Consider the following 19,835-nt stretch of genomic DNA (forward strand, 5'->3'; position numbering starts at 1 on the left):
GCTGCGGCCGCCATCAGGACCGCAGCGCCTGCCCCACGTCGTCGAGCGCCGCCTCGAGCCGCGGCGCCACCTCGTTCCACGTCCACTCCAACTGCTCCCCGGACGCCTTCCGGGGCACGGTCTCCACCAGCATGATCAGGTAGAGGTACGCGCGGTACAGCGCGATCCGCGCCCGCAGGGAACCGTCGAACTCCACCGGCCCGCCCGGCGCCGACTCCCCGTACCCGGTCAGGAAGTCCTCGTCCTCCTCGATGTCCCCGAACAGTGCGAGCGACACGAAGTCGGCGGCCGGGTCGCCCCAGAACATCCGCTCCCCGTCGATGATCCCGCCGATCCGCCGCGCACCCGGCTCCCCGGCGACCAGGATGTTGCCCTGCCACAGGTCGAAGTGGACGAGGGCGGGCCGGGCGACGTCGTCCAGGACGGACGAAGCCGCGTCGAGCCGGCGGCGGATGTCCGAAGGCGTACGCGGCAGCCGCGCCCCGTACCTCTCCGCGTCCGTCAGCACGGCGCCGGTCATCGCCGTGAAAGCACCGCGCCAGGTGGCGGCCAACGGGCCCAGCGCCGCGGACGGGTAGCCGAAACCGCCCGGCCCCGGCACGGTGTGCAGCCGGCCGACGATCCGCCCGAGCTCCGCGCGCAGCCGCCGCCCCTCGGCGTCGGCCAGAGCGCCGCCGACCTCGTGCCAGGGCTGCCCCGGACGCTCCGTCATGATCACGTACGCGCCCCCGGGCGCGGCCGGGTCGAGGCCGCTGCGCACGATGCCCGGGACGGCGGTCTCCTCGGCGAGACCGGCCGCCGCGGTGTAGAACGTCACCTCGTTGACCATCAGATCGCGCTCGTACGCGAGATGACTCCCGCCCGGCGGAGGCGTCTTCACCACCCACCGCCGGCCGTCGGTGAGACCGACGCGGGTGACCGCGTTGTACGTGCCTCCGGTCAGCGGATCGCACGAGACGACCAGCTCCGGCGGCACGCCCACGGAACCCAGCACGGTGGACAGGGTGGAATCGACGGACATCAGCGGGCCCCCTTCGAGTGGTCACCCCGCGACGTGATGCTGCCATCTGTGGCAAATGACCGGTCAGGGCCTTCACGAGGTGATCACGACGTCGTCACGATCACGGGCGATGCCCGCTTTGACGGGCAGTCAAACCACAGCTTGCTCATAGAGTTGGCAAACCCCCACGATTCCTCACGGCCGTACCGAACCCGGCGACGGCCGCTCTCGTGCGGGCGAAACACCTTGAGACAGAAGGACGGGCCATGCGACCCACTGCCATACGCCGTACCGCCGTTGCCGCCACCGTGATGTCCCTGGCCCTGCTCACCGCGGCCTGCGGTTCGGACGGGGACGCGGGCAAGGACAACGGCAAGGCGGCCGACTCCGCTTCCGCCAAGCCGGCGGACAAGGGCGCGGACTCCACGGCCAAGGCGCTGACCGCGGCCGAGCTGGAGAAGGTCTCGCTGGCCGAGGGCGACGTCAAGGACCACAAGGTCGCCAAGGCCACTCCCGCCGACGCCATCGAAGGCGACGCCGTCACGGTCGACAAGGCCGCCTGCGACGTGTTCGCCGACGTCCTGATGGGTGCCAAGGCCGGAAAGCCCGCCGCGTCCACGCAGCGGAAGGTGGCCGGCCTGCCGAAGAAGAGCGACGACCCGGAGAAGATGCTCGAGGCGGTGATGGACGTCACGACGACGCTCGCCACGCTCCAGGCATACGACGGCAAGGGCGCCGACGAGGCGCTGGCCGGTCTGCGCACCGCCGCGACCGAGTGCGCCTCCGGCTTCACGCTCACCGCCGCCGGAGCGAAGCAGAAGGTCACCAAGATCGCGGAGGTGCCGGTCAAGGGCGCCGAGGAGGCCGTCGCCTGGACGGTGACGGTCGAGGGTGAGGGCGAGAAGTACGCGATGAAGCTCATCCAGCTCCGCCAGGGCACCACGCTCGCCTCGTTGACCTCGCTCAACCTGAGCGCGGCCGCCGAGGGCGGCGACTTCGAGCTGCCGACCGCCGTCATCGACGCCCAGGCCGCCAAGCTCGCCTGATCCGAAATCAGGCGCCCGCGCGACGCTACGCACCCCGTGCGGGCGCGGTGAACTACGGCAGTGGGACGAGCCGCACCACGGTGACGGTCAGGACCGATCCGGAGACGTAGTAGAGCACGATCGCCCCGGCGACCGTCGCCTCACGGCGATCGTGCTCACCCTTGACGGCGGACGAGCCGTGCCCGTACGGGTCATGCCCCAGCGTGCGCGCCATCTCGTCCCGGAAGGTGTCGCCGTCCCGCATCTTGGCCAGGGTGTCGTCGGCGGGAGGCGCGTAGGAGATCCTGAGGCTCAAGCGACGCTCCGCCTCTCGGCCTCGTCCCGCGCCAGCCGGTCCAGGATCCGCTCGGCCTCCGGGTCGGGTACGGCCTCCAGCATCCAGTGCCGCATCACGGCCTGGATCTCGTGCACCCCGGCCTCGTTGATGGCGCGGTCGAACTCCTCGCGTCTCGCCTCGGGCAGGGCGTCGCGGATGGCCGGGATGCTGTTGGGTACCTCGACCTCGGCGCCGCCGACAAAGGTCTTCAGGGGTTCACTCATGGCTGCTCTCCCCGCTCTCCCCGCATGCGCCACAGGGTACGACGCCGAGTGAGCGCCGTCACACGCGGAGGCCGCGGGGCGCAGTGGCGCGTCGCGCACCCCACGCCGGATCGCGGTGGTGGCGCAGGCGGCGCGACAGCGAAGAGCCCCCCGCTCGCGGATGATCCGCAGGCAGGGGGCTCGGTGTGTGGGCTGCTACTTCTTGCCTTGGGTCTTGCGGGATATCTCGCCGACCAGGGCTTTCGCAGGCGGGGACACTGATCGACTCCGGGTGAAAACTCGCCGTTGGTCGTCGTCGGGGGCCGTTGAGCAACCCCGGACGGCCCAGAGACGGCCCAGCGGCCGCCTCGGAGCCATCTGATCCGTAAGCCTTGGTCGTGCCGCCTGACGCGCAAGCCTGATCGTCGTGGGCTGATCCGGTCGACGCTCACTGGGATCCCTTTGTTGCTGCGGACGCTGGTGTATCCGACAGAGCCAACCGCGGCCTGTGAGGGAGAGCCTCTACCTCCACCGCAGATGGAAATCCTCAACTGAGGTGGAAGCAATCGAAGATTTTCGCTACCTCAGTTGACCTGCTGCCGGGGTGTCGGATAGCGTCCCGCGATGTGACGACACGTCAAGTGCTGTACTTGCAGGGGGGATCCTGAATATGTCCACGTCTTTGAAGCCGGTGACCACTGGCCTGCCCGTCAACCTCCGGGAGATCCGCAAGGGGGTCATGGCGAACGGGGTCATCGACTGTGAGAACTTGCTGGCCATCGTCAATGACCCCCAAGAGGTCGAGGACGCCACCAAGCGCGCACAGAAGGCCGGCCGGCCGATCAGTGAGTACGCCCGCACGCGAGCCGAGATCCAGCGCCTCCTCGGTACTGCCGGCAGTAAGAAGGCCAAGAACGTCGGCGAGTACGCCGACTACATTGCGGCTGGGCTGAAAGGGGACTACGACGACGCTTGGTCGCTGCCACAGATCACCCTGTGGTCGCCGCGCCCACTGGTGATCTCTGAGGACGGCTCGTCGGCCCTGCCGATCAAGGACGGCCTCTTCGCTCTCGACAGCGAGACTCAGGTCACTGCCTGGCACCGGATCAAGATCAACCCGAGTGCCTACGGCCTGGAGGACTTCGACTTCGGCGCGATTCCGTTGTCATTCGAGATCTTCCACGGCATCAGCGTCATGGCCGCCCGGCAGATCTTCCACGACCGCAACCTGAAGGGCGTGCCGGTCGACAAGTCCTTGGCCATGTCCATGGACGGCCGCGACTTCGGCACCACCTTGACCCGCAAGCTGATGGAGTCGCTGAAGGTGCCGAGCGGGGAAACCGCGGTCCCACTTTCCAGCTTGATTCTCACCGGCAAGCGTCAGGTGTCGGACAAGGCCGTGGAGTGGATGACGATGTCGGTCCTGCGGACCCTCGTCGCCACGGCCATGCTCGGTAAGGCCGGTATCCACGCCGCGTCAACCGGCATCGAGTACGAGGACATCCCCGCTGACGAGAGCGGCGACCGCCCGGACAAGGCCGTAGTCCAGCGGGAGGTGATGGAGACGGTTGGCGCGTTCCTCCAGGCGAACGCGACTCTCTTCCATGCCAAGACTGCCGTCACTGCCCCCGCCGTCGTGGCTGGCCTGGGTGCGACCATGAATCGCACCATGTCCTGGAGCGCCGACCCTCTGCCTGAGGGTGTCACCCTGGAGCGTCTGTTGGAGGGCATCGAGTGGGAGCGTGAGGCGAAGTACTGGGGCGGCATTGCTGCCAAGGTGACCGACCGGGGCGCCGTCTCTTGGGCGGGCGGTGCCCGTGACTCCGGCCACAAAGTCTATGACGCGCTGAACCACCCGGAGAGGGATACGGGTAAGCAGATCCGCGGACGGTTCTAGCTTCACTCTCTCGCAAGGCTAGAAATGCCGTCGTCGCGACGACGCGACCATGAGTCCAAATCCCAGGCCACCGCAGACTAACGGCCCCCGACCAGGTGAATCGGTCGGGGGCCGTTCTCATGCGTCCCGTCCTTCAATGCCCGTGGCTCCCCGCTAGGTCCAGGCTGATCGCGGCACGGCAGGGAGACGGGCACTTCTGTCCGTAGTTTTAGCCGGATCGGTCAGCGACGGCCGTACGGGCTGTTACGTGGCTCCAGAGAAGCGACGGCGGGCGGGGGCGGTTGCTGTGGCTGCTGTACGCCGCTGCTGTACAGCAACCAGAGCCAAAGGCAGGGGACTGCTGCATGATCGGGTGACAGCGGGGTTTATGCAGCCAGGGCTGCGGGTGGGGTCTAGCTCCGTACTTCGCGGGTTGCAGCGATAGGTGGATTCCGGCGGCACTGCGCAGTTGTCTGGCGCCGCGGTTATCGGCAACCTTTTCGTTTGCGCTCGCTGTGACGCAGTGCGCGTCGCTGCTATCCCGGCAGGGTGGCGGCCAGCTCGCCCACCAGGGAGACGTCGTGGGAATTGCCGTCCCGGCTGCCCTGGCACCACCACACCGGTGGGCCGGTCACGTCCGTTTCGCCCTGATGCCAGCCGTCGGTGGTCCCTGCGGGGCGAGGGTGCACACCGATCTTGTGTTCCTCACAGATCGGCCAGACCTGCCAGAGCAACTCCATGATGGTCGATTGGGCTGCATCCGCGACCACAGTCAGGACCGTTGTCGCATCGTCCGGCTCTGGCGGGTCGCTCTCCTCCAGGTCGCACGCGTTCACCGAATTGCCGTGCCAACGGCCATCGGGCATCGCCACGTATACCCGCCCCCTGTCGATTCCGTTCGGGGGCAAGGGCTGCCCGGGCGGGTCGACCATCAGTATCAGCGCGTCCTGACCCGGCAGAGTCGCCGTCAGGTCGCGATTGACCACCGCGAGAGCGGCCTCCAGCTTCGGCCACTGGCCGGGCTCGGCCCGCCTGGGCTCCGAAGGCCGATGCCGGTCATGCCCAGGACCGATGCTGGAATACGAGAAGTAGTTCACCGAGGCATCGTTCCAGCCATGCCGTCCTTTACCAGTGGCGGAGAGTGGAATCAGCTCAGTTCTCTGGCCAGCGGGTCCGCAGTCGTGTTGCCGGCCGGTTGGGTCGGGTGGAAGTCGGGTGGACGTTGGGGAATCCACTCGACTTCCACCCTGTCCACCTCGCCTCCTGGCTGCCTGATGGCCGGACACGTCCAAGACCGCTGGTTCGTGACGGTGCCAGGCCCCGACGGCAAGCCGAGCAAGGTGAAGTCGGAGCGCCACGGCTCCGGTGCTCGCTACAGGGCGCGCTACGTCGGTCCGGACGGTACGGAGAAGTCCAGGAGCTTCCCGGACCGACAGAAGCGGCTCGCCGATCAGTGGCTGGCTCATACCGAAGCGGACATGGCGCGGGGACAGTACATCGATCCCCGCGCGGCCCGGACCACCTTCCAGCAGTACGCGGAGGGCTGGGTGTCCACACAAGGGGCGGACCCCAACACGCAAGCCTCGATGGAGTCGCAGCTCCGGCTGCACGCGTTCCCGTACCTCGGCACGCGTCCGCTCGGCTCGTTCCAGCCGGCGCACATCCGCGACTGGGTGCAGCAGCTCCAGGCGAACGGTGTCCGTGGCTCGTACGTCCGGACGATCTACTCCAACGTGCGGGCGGCTCTCAGCGCGGCCGTGGACGACGGGCACCTTCCTCGAAATCCCTGCGCTGCCCGCTCGGTTCGGCCGCCGACCGTTGACACGAAGCGCGTCACGCCTTGGACGACGGAACGGCTCTTCGCTGTGCGCGCGGGCATGCCAGACCGGTATCAGGCGATGGTCGACCTCGGCGGCGGCTGCGGCCTGCGGCAAGGCGAGGTCCTGGGTGTCGCGGTGGACGCGATCGACTTTCGGTCGGACACGTTGCACGTCGTCCAGCAGCTCAAGCTGAGCCGCAGCAAGCCGGTCTTCGCTCCGCCCAAGGGCGGCAAGCTGCGAGATGTGCCGCTTACCGGCCCTGTCGCTGACGCCCTGCGGGCACACATGAAGCAGTTCCCGCCGGTCGAGATCACGTTGCTATGGAAGGTCGCGGGCGGACCGCTGGTGACCAAGCGGCTCATCTTCATGGGACCGCGCGGTGGTCATGTCTGGCGCACCTCGCTGAACGAGGAGGCGTGGAAAACGGCTCTGGCCGGCCGGAGTCATTCCGGTTCCTGCGGCCGGCGCTCAGCACGCCGAGTCACGCGAGAACGGGATGCACGCGATGCGGCACTTCTACGCGTCGGTGCTGCTGGATGCCGGGGAGAACGTCAAGGCGTTGGCCGAGTACCTCGGGCACTCGGACCCCGGCTTGACGTTGCGGGTGTACGGGCACCTGATGCCGTCCAGCCAGGACCGGACGCGTAAGGCAATCGAGCACGCGTACGAAATTGAACCGCACAGAAAGTGAGCCACCGCAGCGATGTAGGCTCAAAAACTAAGCGTGCGGCCTGAAATGAGGCTCAGAAGCTGTGCTTCCATCCGCGGGCGGAATGTTCCATCCATAAACGGATGATGGTGAATGTTCGAAGAGCGAACCAGGCGTGTGGGGCCACGCTAGGATCCCTCCCTGGCAAGGGAACTCCCTTGTCGGGGAGGGTGGTTGCGCCATCCAGGCCATCCAGGCCATGCAGTGATCTATTCATCAAGTGAAATGAGGGCGCCTCGTCCCGCTGCGGCTCGTTACATTTCTACTTTTGAAGTCAAACCCTCTTCTAGCTGCACGTTTGTCTTGGAAGCAGGGCTGTGCGAAAGTCTCACCACATGCGAATGCCGCCCGTGCATGGGCGGCATTCGTTTCCATTTCCGCACTCGGAATCCTAGCCAGGAACCAACCACAGATGGAGGCCTCATGGTCCCACGCACAGGTGTCACCGTCGACATCTGTCCTCGTGACTTGCCGCTCGCGCTCATCGGCACAGCCGGCGGTGCACTCGCACTCTGGGCTGACGCCCCCGCAGAGATCGCCGTCCCCGTGGCACTGCTGATCGTCCTCGAAGTCCGCATCCGCCGCTGGAGCCGACGCGCCTGACGGCCCGTTGAGCACGTGACGGCTCACAGACGGCCCAGCGCACCAAAAAGCCCCCCACCACGCGGAAAACCCGCAGGTGGGGGGCCAGTTCAGCTCTGCTTACTTCTTCTTGCCCTGGTTCTTCACGGCCTCGATGGCGGCCTTCGCCGCGTCCGGGTCCAGGTACGTCCCGCCCGGCTTCAACGGGCGGAAGTTCTCGTCCAGTTCGTAGGCGAGCGGGATGCCCGTCGGGATGTTCAGGCCCGCGATGTCGGCGTCCGAGACGCCGTCGAGGTGCTTGACCAGGGCCCGGAGGCTGTTGCCGTGCGCGGCGATCAGGACGGTCTTGCCGGCAAGGAGGTCCGGGACGATGCCGTCGTACCAGTACGGCAGCATGCGGTCGACGACGTCCTTCAGGCACTCCGTGCGCGGGCGCAGCTCCGGCGGGATCGTCGCGTAGCGCGCGTCGTCGCTCTGGGAGAACTCGGTGCCGTCCTCGAGGGCCGGCGGCGGGGTGTCGTACGAACGGCGCCAGAGCATGAACTGCTCCTCGCCGAACTCGGCGAGGGTCTGCGCCTTGTCCTTGCCCTGGAGGGCACCGTAGTGGCGCTCGTTCAGGCGCCAGGAGCGGTGGACGGGGATCCAGTGGCGGTCCGCGGACTCCAGCGCGAGCTGGGCGGTGCGGATGGCGCGCTTCTGGAGCGAGGTGTGCAGTACATCGGGGAGCAGGCCGGCGTCCTTGAGCAGCTCACCGCCGCGGACCGCCTCCTTCTCGCCCTTCTCGGTGAGGTTGACGTCCACCCATCCGGTGAACAGGTTCTTCGCGTTCCATTCGCTCTCGCCGTGGCGGAGGAGGATCAGCTTGTACGGTGCGTCGGCCATGGGTCCGAGCGTAATCGAACCCGTACGGGCCGCGCGCGCCCGGCCACAGGGCGGACAGCGCCGCGTGGATTGACGCCGGCCGTCAATTGGGTGGCAGCGCCGAATCCAGGATTTGTAATGTTCGGACCGTTGGCGGACCGCTTACCGCCCGCATCCACATCCGTACGTCCTGGGGGAACCCGTATGTCTGTCGCCGGTCTCGGACGGGCCACCCGTGAATCCGTCTCCGGTCTCCCCAGGGAGTTCTGGTGGCTGTGGACCAGCACCCTGGTCAACCGCCTCGGGGCGTTCGTCGCCACCTTCATGGCCCTGTACCTGACCCTGGACCGGGGCTACTCCGCCTCGTACGCCGGTCTGGTCGCCGCCCTGCACGGTCTCGGTGGGGTCGTCTCCTCGCTGGTGGCCGGCGTGATGACGGATCGTTTCGGGCGGCGGCCCACGATGCTCGTCGCGCAGCTGTCGACCGCCGTCTCGGTGGCCGTGCTCGGCTTCATGGTCCATCCGGTGGCGATCGCGGCCGTCGCCTTCTTCGTCGGCATGGCCAGCAGCGCCTCACGCCCCGCGGTCCAGGCGATGATCGCCGACATCGTCCCGGCGAAGGACCGGGTGCGGGCCTTCTCGCTCAACTACTGGGCGATCAACCTGGGGTTCGCGGTCTCGTCCGCCGGGGCCGGGTTCGTCGCCGAGTACAGCTACCTCGCCGGTTTCGTAGGCGAGGCGGTGATGACGCTGGGCTGCGCGGTCGTCGTCTTCATGAAGGTGCCGGAGTCCCGGCCGCAGAAGGCCGCGGCCACGGCCACGGACGCGCACGCCGCCGGCGACGGCATCCGGCTCGGCACGGTGCTGCGGGACGGACGGTTCATGGGCGTCGTCGGGCTGTCGTTCGTGATCGCTCTGATCTTCCAGCAGGGGTACGTGGGGCTGCCGGTGGCCATGGGGGCCGACGGGTTCAGCAGCTCCGACTTCGGTTCGGCGGTCGCCGTCAACGGCGTGCTCATCGTGGTGCTCCAGATCCCGGTCACCCGGTTCATCCAGAGCCGCGACCCGCGCCAGCTGCTCATCGTGTCGTCGCTGCTCGCCGGGTACGGGTTCGGGCTGACGGCCTTCGCCGGTTCGGTGGCGGTCTACGCGCTGACCATCTGCGTCTGGACGCTCGCCGAGATCGTCAACGCGCCCGTGCAGAACGGTCTGGTCGTCCAGCTCTCTCCTGCTCACGGCCGGGGCCGCTACCAGGGCATGTACGCCCTGTCCTGGTCGGCCGCGGCGCTCGTGGCCCCGCTGATGTCCGGTGTGGTGATCGACCACTTCGGGGCCGGGTGGCTGTGGGGGACGTGCGCGGTGCTGGGCACCGCGGCGGCGTTCGGCTACTGGCTGCTCATGCGGAACCTGCCGCAGGGCGGCGCGGCTTCGGCGCCGGCCCCCGCGGTCGTGAGCGGACAGGTCGTAGCGGCGGAAGCGGCCGGAGCGGGCTCGGTCCCGGGTGCCGGTGGCGGTGCCGAGCCTGTCGTGGAGCGGACGGCCTGACCCGGGTACGGGCACGGGGCGGCCCCGTGCGGACGATGCCGGTCCGTGCGGGGCACCCTCTGCCGCTGTGCGCGCCCGTCAGCCGGAGCAGCCGCCGCACTGGCACGGCGCGCCGGACTGGCAGCCGCACCCGCAGCCCGATCCGCAGCCGCAGGCGCCGACGACGACCCGGTGCGCCACGTCGGCGGGTGTCTCCTGCTGTGGTTCGGTCGTGGGGGAATCGGCCATGGTTCCTCCTCAAGGTGTACGACAGGGCCGTACGCCCGCCCGGGGCCCACGACCGGGGCGTACGGAAAGGTCGTGCCGCCCCACCCCATTGCATGCCCAGCCGGGCGGGCGCGTCAACGGCGCACACGCGCAGGAACGCATGTGCGAGTCCCTGGCCGCCCTTCCCCGCGTCCTCGGCCGGTTACGCGCCCTCGACCGGCGTCGGCTGCTGGATCTCGTCCGCGTGCTCGCCCGTCACCAGGTAGACGACGCGCTTGGCCACCGACACCGCGTGGTCGGCGAACCGCTCGTAGTAGCGGCCGAGCAGCGTCACGTCGACGGCCGTCTCGATGCCGTGCTTCCAGCGGTCGTCCATCAGGTGCTGGAACAGCGTGCGGTGCAGCAGGTCCATCTCGTCGTCGTCCTGCTCCAGCTGGAGCGCCAGGTCGACGTCCTTGGTGATGATCACCTCGGCGGCCTTGGCCATCAGGCGCTGCGCGAGCTGGCCCATCTCCAGGATGGTGGCGTGCAGGTCGTCCGGGACCGCCTTCTGCGGGAAGCGCAGCCGGGCCAGCTTGGCGACGTGCTGGGCGAGGTCGCCCGAGCGCTCCAGGTCGGCGCTCATCCGCAGCGACGTGACCACGATCCGCAGGTCGGTCGCCACCGGCTGCTGGCGGGCCAGCAGCGCGATGGCCCGGGCCTCCAGGTCGTGCTGGAGGTCGTCGACCTTCTGGTCCGCGGCGATCACGGTCTCCGCGAGCTTGAGGTCGGCGTCGAGCATGGACGTCGTCGCCCGGCCGATCGCCGATCCGACGAGCCGGGCCATCTCGACCAGCCCTTCGCCGATCGAGTCGAGTTCCTCGTGGTACGCGTCACGCATGGGAAGTCCCTCTCCAGTCCTAAACCGAGGCCGGGGCCAGCTCTGAACCCCACGGTGCCACCGTGACGGCCGTACGCGTCGGGTTCCGACCGGCCAAGTGAACCGGTGCTTGCCCCTCGGTGAACTCTGGGCGACGAGTGTTCGGATAGGCACTCGGACGGCTGGGAGAGTGTCGGTGGAGCCGCATAACCTGGAGCCATGGACGTGAACGCGGCGGTCGCCGCAGCTGCAGCGATCGCCGGGGTGTGTACCGGCGTGATCGCGATGCTGGCGTTCCGCTGGAGCGAGCGCGACCAGAAGAAACCCACGCGTACGTCCCTGCGGCCCGACAGCGGTGCCCCTCTGCCCCCCGGCGTCGACACGGTCCTGTCCGTGCTCAGCTCCTCCGCTGTCGTGCTCGACGAGAGCGACAGCGTCGTCAAGGCCAGCTCCGCCGCGTACGCGCTGGGGCTGGTCAGGGGAGGGCGCCTGGCTGTCGAGCCGATGCTGAACATGGCCAGGGACACCCGCCGTGACGGGGAGATACGACAGGTCGAGCTGGACCTTCCCCGGCGCGGTACGGGCCGTGGCGAGGCCCTCGCGGTCTCCGCCCGGGTCGCCCCGCTTGGCTCCCGGCTGGTGCTGCTGCTGGTCGAGGACCTCACCGAGGCCCGTCGCATCGAAGCGGTCCGGCGCGACTTCGTCGCCAACGTCAGCCATGAGCTCAAGACCCCGACCGGTGCGCTGTCCCTGCTCTCGGAGGCCGTCATGGACGCCTCCGACGATCCGGAGGCGGTGGAGCGGTTCGCCGGCCGGATGCAGATAGAGGCGACCCGGCTCACCAACCTCGTACAGGAGCTCATTGACCTCTCCCGGGTGCAGAACGACGACCCGCTGGAGGACGCCGAGCCGGTCCGGGTGGACGAGCTGGTCGCCGAGGCCATCGACCGCTGCCGGCAGCAGGCCGGCTCCAAGCAGATCACCATGGCCTCGGGCGGCACCGCCGAGCTCCGCATATGGGGCAACCGCGGCCAGCTCGCCGCCGCGCTCGGCAACCTCGTCGAGAACGCCGTCAACTACAGCCCCGCCCGCACCCGCGTCGGCATCGCCGTCCGCCGGGTGGTCGTACCCGGCGGGGACGAGATCGAGATCGCCGTGACCGACCAGGGCTTCGGCATCTCGGAGAAGGACCGGGAACGGGTCTTCGAACGCTTCTACCGCGTCGACCCGGCCCGCTCGCGCGCCACCGGTGGCACCGGCCTCGGCCTCGCCATCGTCAAGCATGTGGCCGCCTCGCACGGCGGGGAGGTCACCGTCTGGAGCTCCGAGGGCCAGGGCTCCACCTTCACCCTGCGGCTGCCCGAAGCGGGCTCCGTAAGGGCCCGGGACCGCACATCGGGCGGTCCCCTCATCGTCAACGGCGACGAGGCGTCCCACCCGGGCGCCGCACCCGACACTTTTGATTCGTTCCCTGCCCCGGAGGCTCTTCCGTGACCCGAGTGCTTGTCGTCGAGGATGAGGAATCCTTCAGCGACGTCCTGTCCTACATGCTCCGCAAGGAAGGCTTCGAGGTCGCCATCGCGGCCACCGGCCCCGACGGCCTGGACGAGTTCGAGCGCAACGGCGCCGACCTCGTGCTCCTCGACCTGATGCTGCCCGGCCTGCCCGGCACGGAGGTCTGCCGGCAGCTGCGCAGCAAGTCCAATGTCCCCGTGATCATGGTCACCGCCAAGGACAGCGAGATCGACAAGGTCGTCGGCCTGGAAATAGGGGCCGACGACTATGTGACCAAGCCCTTCTCCTCGCGCGAGCTCGTCGCCCGCATCCGCGCGGTGCTGCGCCGCCGCGGGGAGCCGGAGGAGGTCACTCCGGCCGCGCTGGAGGCCGGCCCCGTGCGGATGGACGTGGACCGGCACGTCGTCACGGTCTCCGGCGGCAAGGTCGACCTGCCGCTGAAGGAGTTCGACCTGCTGGAGATGCTGCTGCGCAACGCCGGCCGGGTGCTGACCCGGATGCAGCTGATCGACCGGGTCTGGGGCGCGGACTACGTGGGCGACACCAAGACCCTCGACGTCCACGTGAAGCGGCTGCGCGCCAAGATCGAGCCGGACCCGGGCGCCCCGCGGTTCCTCGTGACGGTGCGGGGTCTCGGGTACAAGTTCGAGCCGTAAACCGGCCCGCCGCCCCGGCACCGGGGCGATACGACAAGCAGGTGTGGCTGAGGCGCCTCCCGGACCGGGAGGCGCCTCAGCCACACCTGCTTGTCGTGCGGGGTGCGGTCAGCCCGGCTGCTGGGAGTCGGACGCCGCGTCGCTCGGGGTGGTGGTGTCGCCTTCCGAGGCCGGGGCCGAGGGGCTGCCGGACGAGGCGCCCGGGGTCTCGGACGCGGAACCGGTCGGCGTCGCCTCGGGCGAGTTCTCCGGCTTCTTCGGGGTCTCCGGCAGCGCGCTGGGGCCGAAGCCCTTGAAGTAGCCGGTGGCGGGCACGACGGAGGCGCCGAGCGGGATGTCGCCGGTCCGGCTGAACTTGAAGACCAGCGGCTGCACGTTGCCGTTCTGCGTGGCCTCGCGGCCGCTCTCGATCACGGCGGAGGCGTTGCCCTTGCCGCCGAGGATCACCCGGCCGCCGGCCGGTACGACGACCGGTCCCGAACCCTTGGCGGCGTGCAGCTCCACGGAGCCGCTGCCACCCGTCAGGGTGATGGCGTCCAGCGTCTCCGGCTCGGTGCCGTTGTTGAACACCGTGGCGGTGACCGCGGCCGGGCCTTCGGCGCCGTGCTCCGGCTGGGTGACCACGTTGGCGTTCTGGATCTTGATGTCGCCGGACGACGTGGCGGCGTTGTCAGGCCTGACTTCGAGCGTCTGCGCGTTCTTGCCGGCTCCGCATGCGGAGAGCGCGGCGATCGAGAACACGATGGCAGTGGCGGCGAGGGCGCCGTGTCGAAGGCTGCGGCTCACGGCGGCGGCAACTCCTTGAACGAGCGGACTTACGGACGGGGTCGGGCGAGCGGTGTAAAGCCGCCCTAAGGGTGTGTCAGCGGCCAGGTTACCGAGCCGCAGTCCCCGCCCCGCACCCGACCCGCCCCTGACGGCCCGGGGGATCCGGCACGACGGCTCGGATGATCGCGGGCCGGTGATCGCGGGCCGGCGTGCGCGAGATCATTCGCACGCCGTTCACATAACGCGCTTGATCAATTCCGCCACATGTTCCGCCACATGTTCCGCCACATGTTCCGCCACGCGTTCCGCCGGATGTTCCCCCCCCGCGCTTGTCCCTGTTCAGCCGCTGCTCAAGGGGCTGTGGCGCATTCATTGCACATAATCCTCACGGCGTCCGGCGTTGATCAATTTCATTGGCCACCAGTACTGCCGTCGGCACTAACCGTCGTACGGGTGATCGATCTCCGAACGGAGTGCGGAATCTTCATCTCCCGGAACCCGGCAAAACGGGACGTCTCGTCACTTCCGAGTGGGTTCCGGTAGGTGTAACGTCCGCGTTTCTCCTCGCCCGCACAGCGGCTCCGACCTGCGAATACCGTCCTCCGCGAGCCCTCCGCAGCACGTCCGTGTTGCAGTTGTCAAGCCCCGAGATATGCCCTGACCTGCGAAAACGCCATTCAGGAGAAGCTGTTCTCGTGTTACTCTTGATAGCCACGGAAGGGGTACCTGTCACATGACGTTCAAGGTTGGCGACACCGTGGTCTATCCCCATCACGGGGCCGCGCTGATCGAGGCTATCGAAACTCGCCAGATCAAAGGCGTGGACAAGACCTACTTGGTGCTCAAGGTCGCTCAGGGCGACTTGACGGTGCGTGTACCGGCGGACAATGCGGAGTTCGTAGGTGTGCGCGACGTGGTCGGGCAGGAAGGGCTGGACCGGGTCTTCGAGGTGCTGCGCGCGCCGTATGCCGAGGAGCCGACGAACTGGTCCCGACGCTACAAGGCAAATCTCGAGAAGCTCGCATCCGGTGATGTCATCAAGGTCGCGGAAGTCGTTCGTGACCTGTGGCGTCGTGAGCGCGAGCGTGGACTCTCCGCAGGTGAGAAGCGCATGCTCGCCAAGGCTCGCCAGATCCTGGTGAGTGAGCTCGCTCTCGCGGAGAACACGAACGAGGACAAGGCCGAGGCTCTTCTTGACGAGGTCCTCGCGTCCTGAACCGGATCGCACCGGTCGTAAATAATGTGCCGCGGTGCCCGCTGACCAGCCGTTTTCACGGTGTGTCGTCGGGCGCTGCGGCATGTCCGTGCTGTGGCACGGTGACGCCCCGGCGGCGCACCCGGTCGGGCCGACGCCTGCGGGCGGCGTGGCCGTGGCCTGATGAAACCGGATGTTCTCCCCGATGCGCCGATGCGTTGGCCTCGTCGACGATCCCCCGGTACTTTGCTCGCGATCTTGTGAGGTCGACGTGTGACGCCGATCCCGAGCGGCCGGGGTGGTACCCGTCTCGCCCGGGGTCACGGAAAGGGTCCCGGTCGAGTCATGGCGTAGCGCCCGGCTCGCTTGAGCCCATACCCACGTCGGCCGTGGAGACAAACATGCCGATGCTTCGGAGTGCAACCGATGTCTGATCAATCGCGTCCCTACCGCACCGCCGCCGTGATTCCCGCGGCCGGCCGCGGCGTTCGGCTCGGCCCGGGCGCCCCCAAGGCGCTCCGCGCGCTGGGCGGGACGCCCATGCTCATCCACGCCGTACGGGCCATGGCGGCCTCCCGCCATGTGTCCCTGGTCGTGGTCGTCGCGCCGCCGGACGGCGCGCCCGAGGTGAGGCATCTGCTCGACGAGCACGCCCTGCCCGAGCGCACCGACTTCCTGGTGGTGCCCGGCGGCGGGACCCGGCAGGAGTCGGTGCGGCTCGGACTCGACGCGCTGCCCGAGGACGTCGCCGTCGTCCTCGTCCACGACGCGGCCCGCCCGCTCGTGCCCGTCGACACGGTCGACGCGGTGATCGAGGCCGTACGGGACGGGGCGCCCGCCGTCGTTCCCGCGCTGCCGCTCGCCGACACCGTCAAGGAGGTCGAGCCGGGTGCGCCGGGGGAGCCCGAGCCGGTGCTCTCCACCCCGGTGCGGGCCCGGCTCCGCGCGGTGCAGACCCCGCAGGGCTTCGACCGCGACACGCTGATGCGGGCCCACGAGGAGGTCGCCCTCAGCGGCGAGGGCGCGACCGACGACGCGGGGATGGTCGAGCGGCTCGGGGCGCCCGTCGTGGTCGTCCCCGGCCACGAGGAAGCGTTCAAGGTGACCCGGCCGCTGGATCTGGTCCTGGCCGAGGCGGTTCTCGCACGCAGGAGGGCGAACGATGGCTTCTGAGGTTTCCGGCACCGCACCCGTGATCCCGCTCGTGGGGATCGGCACCGACATCCACGCCTTCGAGGAGGGCCGCGAACTATGGTGCGCGGGCCTGCTGTGGGAGGGCGAGGGCCCGGGCCTCGCCGGCCACTCCGACGCCGACGTCGTCGCGCACGCCGCCTGCAACGCGCTCTTCTCGGCCGCCGGTCTCGGCGACCTCGGGCAGCACTTCGGCACCGGCCGCCCCGAGTGGTCCGGCGCCGCGGGCGTCACGCTGCTGACCGAGGCGGCCAGGATCGTCCGGTCCGAGGGCTTCGAGATCGGCAACGTGGCCGTCCAGGTCGTCGGCGTACGCCCGAAGATCGGAAAGCGGCGCGACGAGGCGCAGAAGGTGCTGTCCGCCGCCGTGGGCGCACCCGTCTCGCTCTCGGCCGCCACCTCCGACGGGCTCGGCTTCACCGGCCGGGGCGAGGGCATCGCCGGCATCGCGACGGCCCTGGTCTACCGCACCGGCTGAGCCGCCCGACGTTGCTCCGGGGGCCTGACCTGGACGTCCCCGGAGCCCGCAGCCTTGTTGCACATGACTTGCACGTACGCTGGTGCGGCAATGACGCGACGGGCAAGGGACGGTGAAGCTCCGGGATGAGCACGACGACGATCGCTCCGGTACGGGCCGAGGCCGGCGGGTACGTCGTGCGCACCGCCGGGCCGCAGGACATCGGCGGCGCGCGCGCCGTCATGCTCGACACCGTCTACCGCGACCTGCGCTCCGGTTACGTACCGCGCTGGCACGCCGACATCATCGACCCCGAGGCCGCCTATCTGCGCCCCGCGCGCTGCACCCTGCTGGTGGCCGAGCGCGACGGCGAGATCGTCGCGACGGGCGCCGTGCGGGACCGGGGCCCGCAGGCGCCGCCGAATCCGCAGTGGGTCGCCGACCGCTTCCCGTCCGGCACCACCGCCCAGCTCTGCCGCGTCTACGTCGCGCCTGAGCATCGCAGGCACGGCCTCGCGCGCCGGATGGTGCGCGAGCTCCGGGACTTCGTCGCGCGGGCCGGCGGGTACGAGGCGGTCTACCTGCATACCGATCCCGCCGTGCCGGGTGCCGAGCCGTTCTGGCGGTCGCTGGCGCGGGAGGTGTGCGACGAGCGCGCACTGCCGGGCGGCGGCCAGGGCATCGTCCACTTCGAGCTGCCGCTGCCTCCGGAAGCGCCGCAGCCCCTCCCTTTCAAATGACAATCATTTTCATATAAGGTCGTTGCCATGTCCACGCCCCGACGCCGTCGCTCCGCGCTGCCGCTGACCTTGTCCGCGACCGCCCTCCTCGTCCCGCTGGCCACCGCCTGCTCCGGCAGCGCGTCCGACGGTGCCGCGGCCGGCGGGCAACGCCTCCGGGTCGTCATGGCCTTCCCGCCCGCCCAGGCCATGTCCCCCTACGGGGACGACGCCGTCACTCTCAGCCGCCTCGCGGTCATCGAGGGCCTCACCGCCCTCGGCCGCGACGGCACGGCGAAGCCCGCACTCGCCGCCTCCTGGAAGCGCGACAGCGCGAAGGAATGGACCTTCACCCTGCGCGAGGCCACCTTCCACGACGGCACGAAGGTCGATCCGGCCGCCGTCGTCCGCTCACTGACCGCAGCCGGGAAGGCGTCGCCGAAGCCCCGCGTCCTGTCCGACACCGGCCTCACCGCCACGGCCCGGGGCGCCGACACCGTACGGATCGTCACCGACGAGGCCGACCCGCTGCTGCCCCAGCGCCTCGCCAACCCCTCCCTGACGATCCTGTCCGCCGCCGCCTACACCGGCGGCAAGGCCGACCCGGCCGGACACGCCACCGGCCCCTTCGCCCTCGCCGCCGTCAAGGGCGCCGTCAGCGCCACCCTGGAACGCAACGACACCTACTGGGGTGCCAAGGCCAAGGCCCCCGGCGTCGACGTCACCTTCGTCGCCGACGGCACCGCCCGCGCCAACGCCCTGCGCACCGAGGCCGTCGACGTCGCCGAGTACGTACCGATCTCCCAGGCCTCCCTCCTCGGCGACGGGCTCGTCCACGAGTTCCCTTCCGCCCGCACCAACGGCCTCTCCCTCAACACCGGACGCGGCGTCTTCGCCGACCCCGCGATGCGCGCGGCGGCCCGCGAGGCCATCGACTCCCAGGCCCTCGTCAAGGCCGTCTACGAAGGCCGCGCCGACACCGCGCAGGGCCTCCTCGGCCCCGGCGTCCCCTGGGCCGCCGACGCCCGCACCAGCCCCGTCGGCCGGACGAAGGCCGCCGGCGAGGCACAGGTCGCGAAGACGAAGGAGATCGTCCTCGCCACCTACACCAACCGGCCCGAACTCCCCGAGGTCGCCACCGTCGTCCAGCAGCAGCTCAGCAAGCGCGGCTTCACCGTCAAGCAGGTCGTCCGCGACTACGCCCAACTGGAGGCCGACGCCCTCGCCGGGAAGTACGACGCCTTCATCCAGGCCCGCAACACCCTCCTGGACACCGCCGACCCGGTCTCCTACCTCGCCTCCGACTTCACCTGCGACGGCACCTTCAACATCTCCCAGCTCTGCGACAAGCGCGTCGACGCCGACGTGGACAAGGCCGCCGCCACCACCGGGACCGATGCCCGCCACGCCGCCGCCGCGCGTGCCGAGGCCGACGTCCTCGGCACCGACGCCCTCGTACCGCTGCTCCACGAACGCTTCGTCCAGGGCTACGACGACAGCCGCGTCCAGGGCGTCTCCCTCGACCCCCTGGAACGCACCCTCATCACCGCGGACACCCGCCTCGGATGACCCGGTGAAACACCTGGCCGGCCGCCTCACCGCACTCCTCGCGGTCGTCGCCGTCATCGGACTGCTGCCCCGCCTGACCCGCACCGACCCCGCCCTCACGATCCTGCACGCCCGTTACGCCGACCGGCCGCCCACGCCCGAGACCCTCGACGCCATCCGCGCCGAGACCGGGCTGGACGGCGGCCCCCTCCAACTGCTCGGCGACTGGCTGGCCGGACTCCCGCGCGGCGACCTCGGCACCTCCTGGGTCTCCGGACAGCCCGTCGCCCCGGACGCGATACCCGCCCTCGGGGTCTCCCTCACCCTCATGGGCGCCTCGCTCCTGGTCGCCCTCCTGACCGCCGCGGCCCTCGCCGCCCGCACCCTGCGCCGCGGGGCACGCCACCGGAACGTCACCGCCGGAGCCGGCACCGGCGCCGCCGTCCTCGCCGCCCTCCCCGAATTCCTCATCGCCGCCGTCCTCGCCGCCGTCGTCGCCGTGCGGCTGGACTGGCTCCCCGCCATCGGCTGGGGCACCCCCGAACAAACCGTGCTGCCCGCCCTCGCCATGGGCATCCCCGCCGGCGCCCTCCTCGGCCGGCTCCTGGACGACGCGCTGCCCGCCGCCTTCGCCGAACCCTGGGCCCGCGCCGCCACCGCAGCCGGCCTGCCCGGACACCGCATCGCCCGCCACGCCCTGCGCCGCACCCTGCCCGGCCTGCTGCCCCAGCTCGGCCTGGTCGTCGTCGGACTCACCGGCGG

Annotated in this window: 20 protein-coding genes and 1 pseudogene; 13 read left to right on the plus strand and 8 right to left on the minus strand. The window is 69.8% G+C overall.

All coding sequences use genetic code 11. The annotated features are described in order from the left end of the window. Window positions 1-13: 13 nt before the first annotated feature. Complete coding sequence (locus JGS39_RS20370; protein WP_219570648.1) at window positions 14-1,021, minus strand: phosphotransferase family protein; 1,008 nt, start codon at window positions 1,019-1,021, stop codon at window positions 14-16. Between the two features lie 245 nt (window positions 1,022-1,266). Between JGS39_RS20370 and JGS39_RS20375 the strand changes: the two genes are divergently transcribed. Next, window positions 1,267-2,046: a hypothetical protein gene (locus JGS39_RS20375; protein ID WP_219570649.1), complete on the plus strand. Its 780-nt coding sequence runs from the start codon at window positions 1,267-1,269 to the stop codon at window positions 2,044-2,046. A gap of 52 nt (window positions 2,047-2,098) precedes the next feature. Here JGS39_RS20375 and JGS39_RS20380 read toward each other — a convergent pair whose 3' ends face one another. Both JGS39_RS20380 and JGS39_RS20385 read right to left on the minus strand, forming a co-directional pair. Then, window positions 2,099-2,341, minus strand: coding sequence for a hypothetical protein (locus JGS39_RS20380; protein WP_219570650.1), 243 nt, complete (start codon window positions 2,339-2,341; stop codon window positions 2,099-2,101). Beyond that, entirely contained in the window at window positions 2,338-2,586 is a 249-nt protein-coding gene (locus tag JGS39_RS20385) for a hypothetical protein (protein WP_148019431.1), read from the minus strand. Before JGS39_RS20385 ends, JGS39_RS20380 begins: the two co-directional genes overlap by 4 nt. A gap of 649 nt (window positions 2,587-3,235) precedes the next feature. Here JGS39_RS20385 and JGS39_RS20390 point away from each other — a divergent pair. Further along, complete coding sequence (locus JGS39_RS20390; RefSeq protein ID WP_219570651.1) at window positions 3,236-4,462, plus strand: DNA sulfur modification protein DndB; 1,227 nt, start codon at window positions 3,236-3,238, stop codon at window positions 4,460-4,462. Window positions 4,463-4,977: 515 nt separating this feature from the next. Here the strand turns inward: JGS39_RS20390 and JGS39_RS20395 are convergent. Further along, window positions 4,978-5,538, minus strand: coding sequence for a hypothetical protein (locus tag JGS39_RS20395; RefSeq protein ID WP_219570652.1), 561 nt, complete (start codon window positions 5,536-5,538; stop codon window positions 4,978-4,980). A 177-nt stretch (window positions 5,539-5,715) separates the two neighbouring features. Here JGS39_RS20395 and JGS39_RS20400 point away from each other — a divergent pair. Together JGS39_RS20400 and JGS39_RS20405 are read left to right on the plus strand one after the other, a co-directional pair. After that, window positions 5,716-6,952, plus strand: a pseudogene (locus tag JGS39_RS20400) (tyrosine-type recombinase/integrase). A 441-nt stretch (window positions 6,953-7,393) separates the two neighbouring features. Then, window positions 7,394-7,573, plus strand: a complete 180-nt coding sequence (locus JGS39_RS20405; RefSeq protein WP_219570653.1) for a hypothetical protein — start codon at window positions 7,394-7,396, stop codon at window positions 7,571-7,573. A gap of 99 nt (window positions 7,574-7,672) precedes the next feature. Here JGS39_RS20405 and JGS39_RS20410 read toward each other — a convergent pair whose 3' ends face one another. Continuing rightward, entirely contained in the window at window positions 7,673-8,434 is a 762-nt protein-coding gene (locus JGS39_RS20410; protein WP_219570654.1) for a phosphoglyceromutase, read from the minus strand. Window positions 8,435-8,617: 183 nt separating this feature from the next. Between JGS39_RS20410 and JGS39_RS20415 the strand changes: the two genes are divergently transcribed. Beyond that, window positions 8,618-9,958: an MDR family MFS transporter gene (locus JGS39_RS20415; protein ID WP_219570655.1), complete on the plus strand. Its 1,341-nt coding sequence runs from the start codon at window positions 8,618-8,620 to the stop codon at window positions 9,956-9,958. A gap of 78 nt (window positions 9,959-10,036) precedes the next feature. Here JGS39_RS20415 and JGS39_RS20420 read toward each other — a convergent pair whose 3' ends face one another. Then, window positions 10,037-10,186 (minus strand): hypothetical protein, encoded by a 150-nt coding sequence (locus JGS39_RS20420; protein WP_219570656.1) that lies wholly within the window; start codon window positions 10,184-10,186, stop codon window positions 10,037-10,039. A 181-nt stretch (window positions 10,187-10,367) separates the two neighbouring features. Further along, window positions 10,368-11,045 (minus strand): phosphate signaling complex protein PhoU, encoded by a 678-nt coding sequence (phoU, locus tag JGS39_RS20425; protein ID WP_148019406.1) that lies wholly within the window; start codon window positions 11,043-11,045, stop codon window positions 10,368-10,370. Window positions 11,046-11,243: 198 nt separating this feature from the next. On the opposite strand from phoU, the gene phoR reads away from it, so the two are divergent. Further along, on the plus strand, window positions 11,244-12,518 hold the full coding sequence (gene phoR, locus JGS39_RS20430; RefSeq protein WP_219570657.1) for a two-component system sensor histidine kinase PhoR: 1,275 nt from the start codon (window positions 11,244-11,246) through the stop codon (window positions 12,516-12,518). Between the two features lie 5 nt (window positions 12,519-12,523). After that, window positions 12,524-13,195 (plus strand): two-component system response regulator PhoP, encoded by a 672-nt coding sequence (phoP, locus tag JGS39_RS20435; RefSeq protein ID WP_469544019.1) that lies wholly within the window; start codon window positions 12,524-12,526, stop codon window positions 13,193-13,195. A 108-nt stretch (window positions 13,196-13,303) separates the two neighbouring features. On the opposite strand, the gene JGS39_RS20440 is transcribed toward phoP, so the two are convergent. Next, window positions 13,304-13,981, minus strand: a complete 678-nt coding sequence (locus tag JGS39_RS20440) for a copper chaperone PCu(A)C domain-containing protein (RefSeq protein WP_219570658.1) — start codon at window positions 13,979-13,981, stop codon at window positions 13,304-13,306. A 715-nt stretch (window positions 13,982-14,696) separates the two neighbouring features. On the opposite strand from JGS39_RS20440, the gene JGS39_RS20445 reads away from it, so the two are divergent. The 6 genes from JGS39_RS20445 to JGS39_RS20470 form a co-directional block, all read left to right on the plus strand. Next, complete coding sequence (locus JGS39_RS20445) at window positions 14,697-15,179, plus strand: CarD family transcriptional regulator (protein ID WP_006380568.1); 483 nt, start codon at window positions 14,697-14,699, stop codon at window positions 15,177-15,179. Between the two features lie 405 nt (window positions 15,180-15,584). Next, window positions 15,585-16,331 carry a 2-C-methyl-D-erythritol 4-phosphate cytidylyltransferase gene (gene ispD / locus JGS39_RS20450; protein WP_219570660.1) on the plus strand — a complete coding sequence of 249 codons (747 nt, stop codon included), beginning with the start codon at window positions 15,585-15,587 and terminating at the stop codon, window positions 16,329-16,331. Beyond that, a complete protein-coding gene (ispF, locus tag JGS39_RS20455; protein WP_219570661.1) occupies window positions 16,321-16,827 on the plus strand; it encodes a 2-C-methyl-D-erythritol 2,4-cyclodiphosphate synthase in 507 nt (168 codons plus the stop codon). The genes ispD and ispF overlap by 11 nt, the downstream gene beginning before the upstream one ends. 125 nt (window positions 16,828-16,952) lie before the next feature. Further along, complete coding sequence (locus tag JGS39_RS20460; protein ID WP_219570663.1) at window positions 16,953-17,546, plus strand: GNAT family N-acetyltransferase; 594 nt, start codon at window positions 16,953-16,955, stop codon at window positions 17,544-17,546. Between the two features lie 27 nt (window positions 17,547-17,573). Continuing rightward, window positions 17,574-19,094: an ABC transporter substrate-binding protein gene (locus JGS39_RS20465; protein ID WP_219570664.1), complete on the plus strand. Its 1,521-nt coding sequence runs from the start codon at window positions 17,574-17,576 to the stop codon at window positions 19,092-19,094. A 4-nt stretch (window positions 19,095-19,098) separates the two neighbouring features. Then, a partial coding sequence (locus tag JGS39_RS20470) for an ABC transporter permease family protein (protein ID WP_505391877.1) occupies window positions 19,099-19,835 on the plus strand: 737 nt, incomplete at its 3' end.

Source organism: Streptomyces poriferorum (assembly GCF_019399235.1).
GTDB classification, from domain to species: Bacteria; Actinomycetota; Actinomycetes; order Streptomycetales; family Streptomycetaceae; genus Streptomyces; species Streptomyces poriferorum.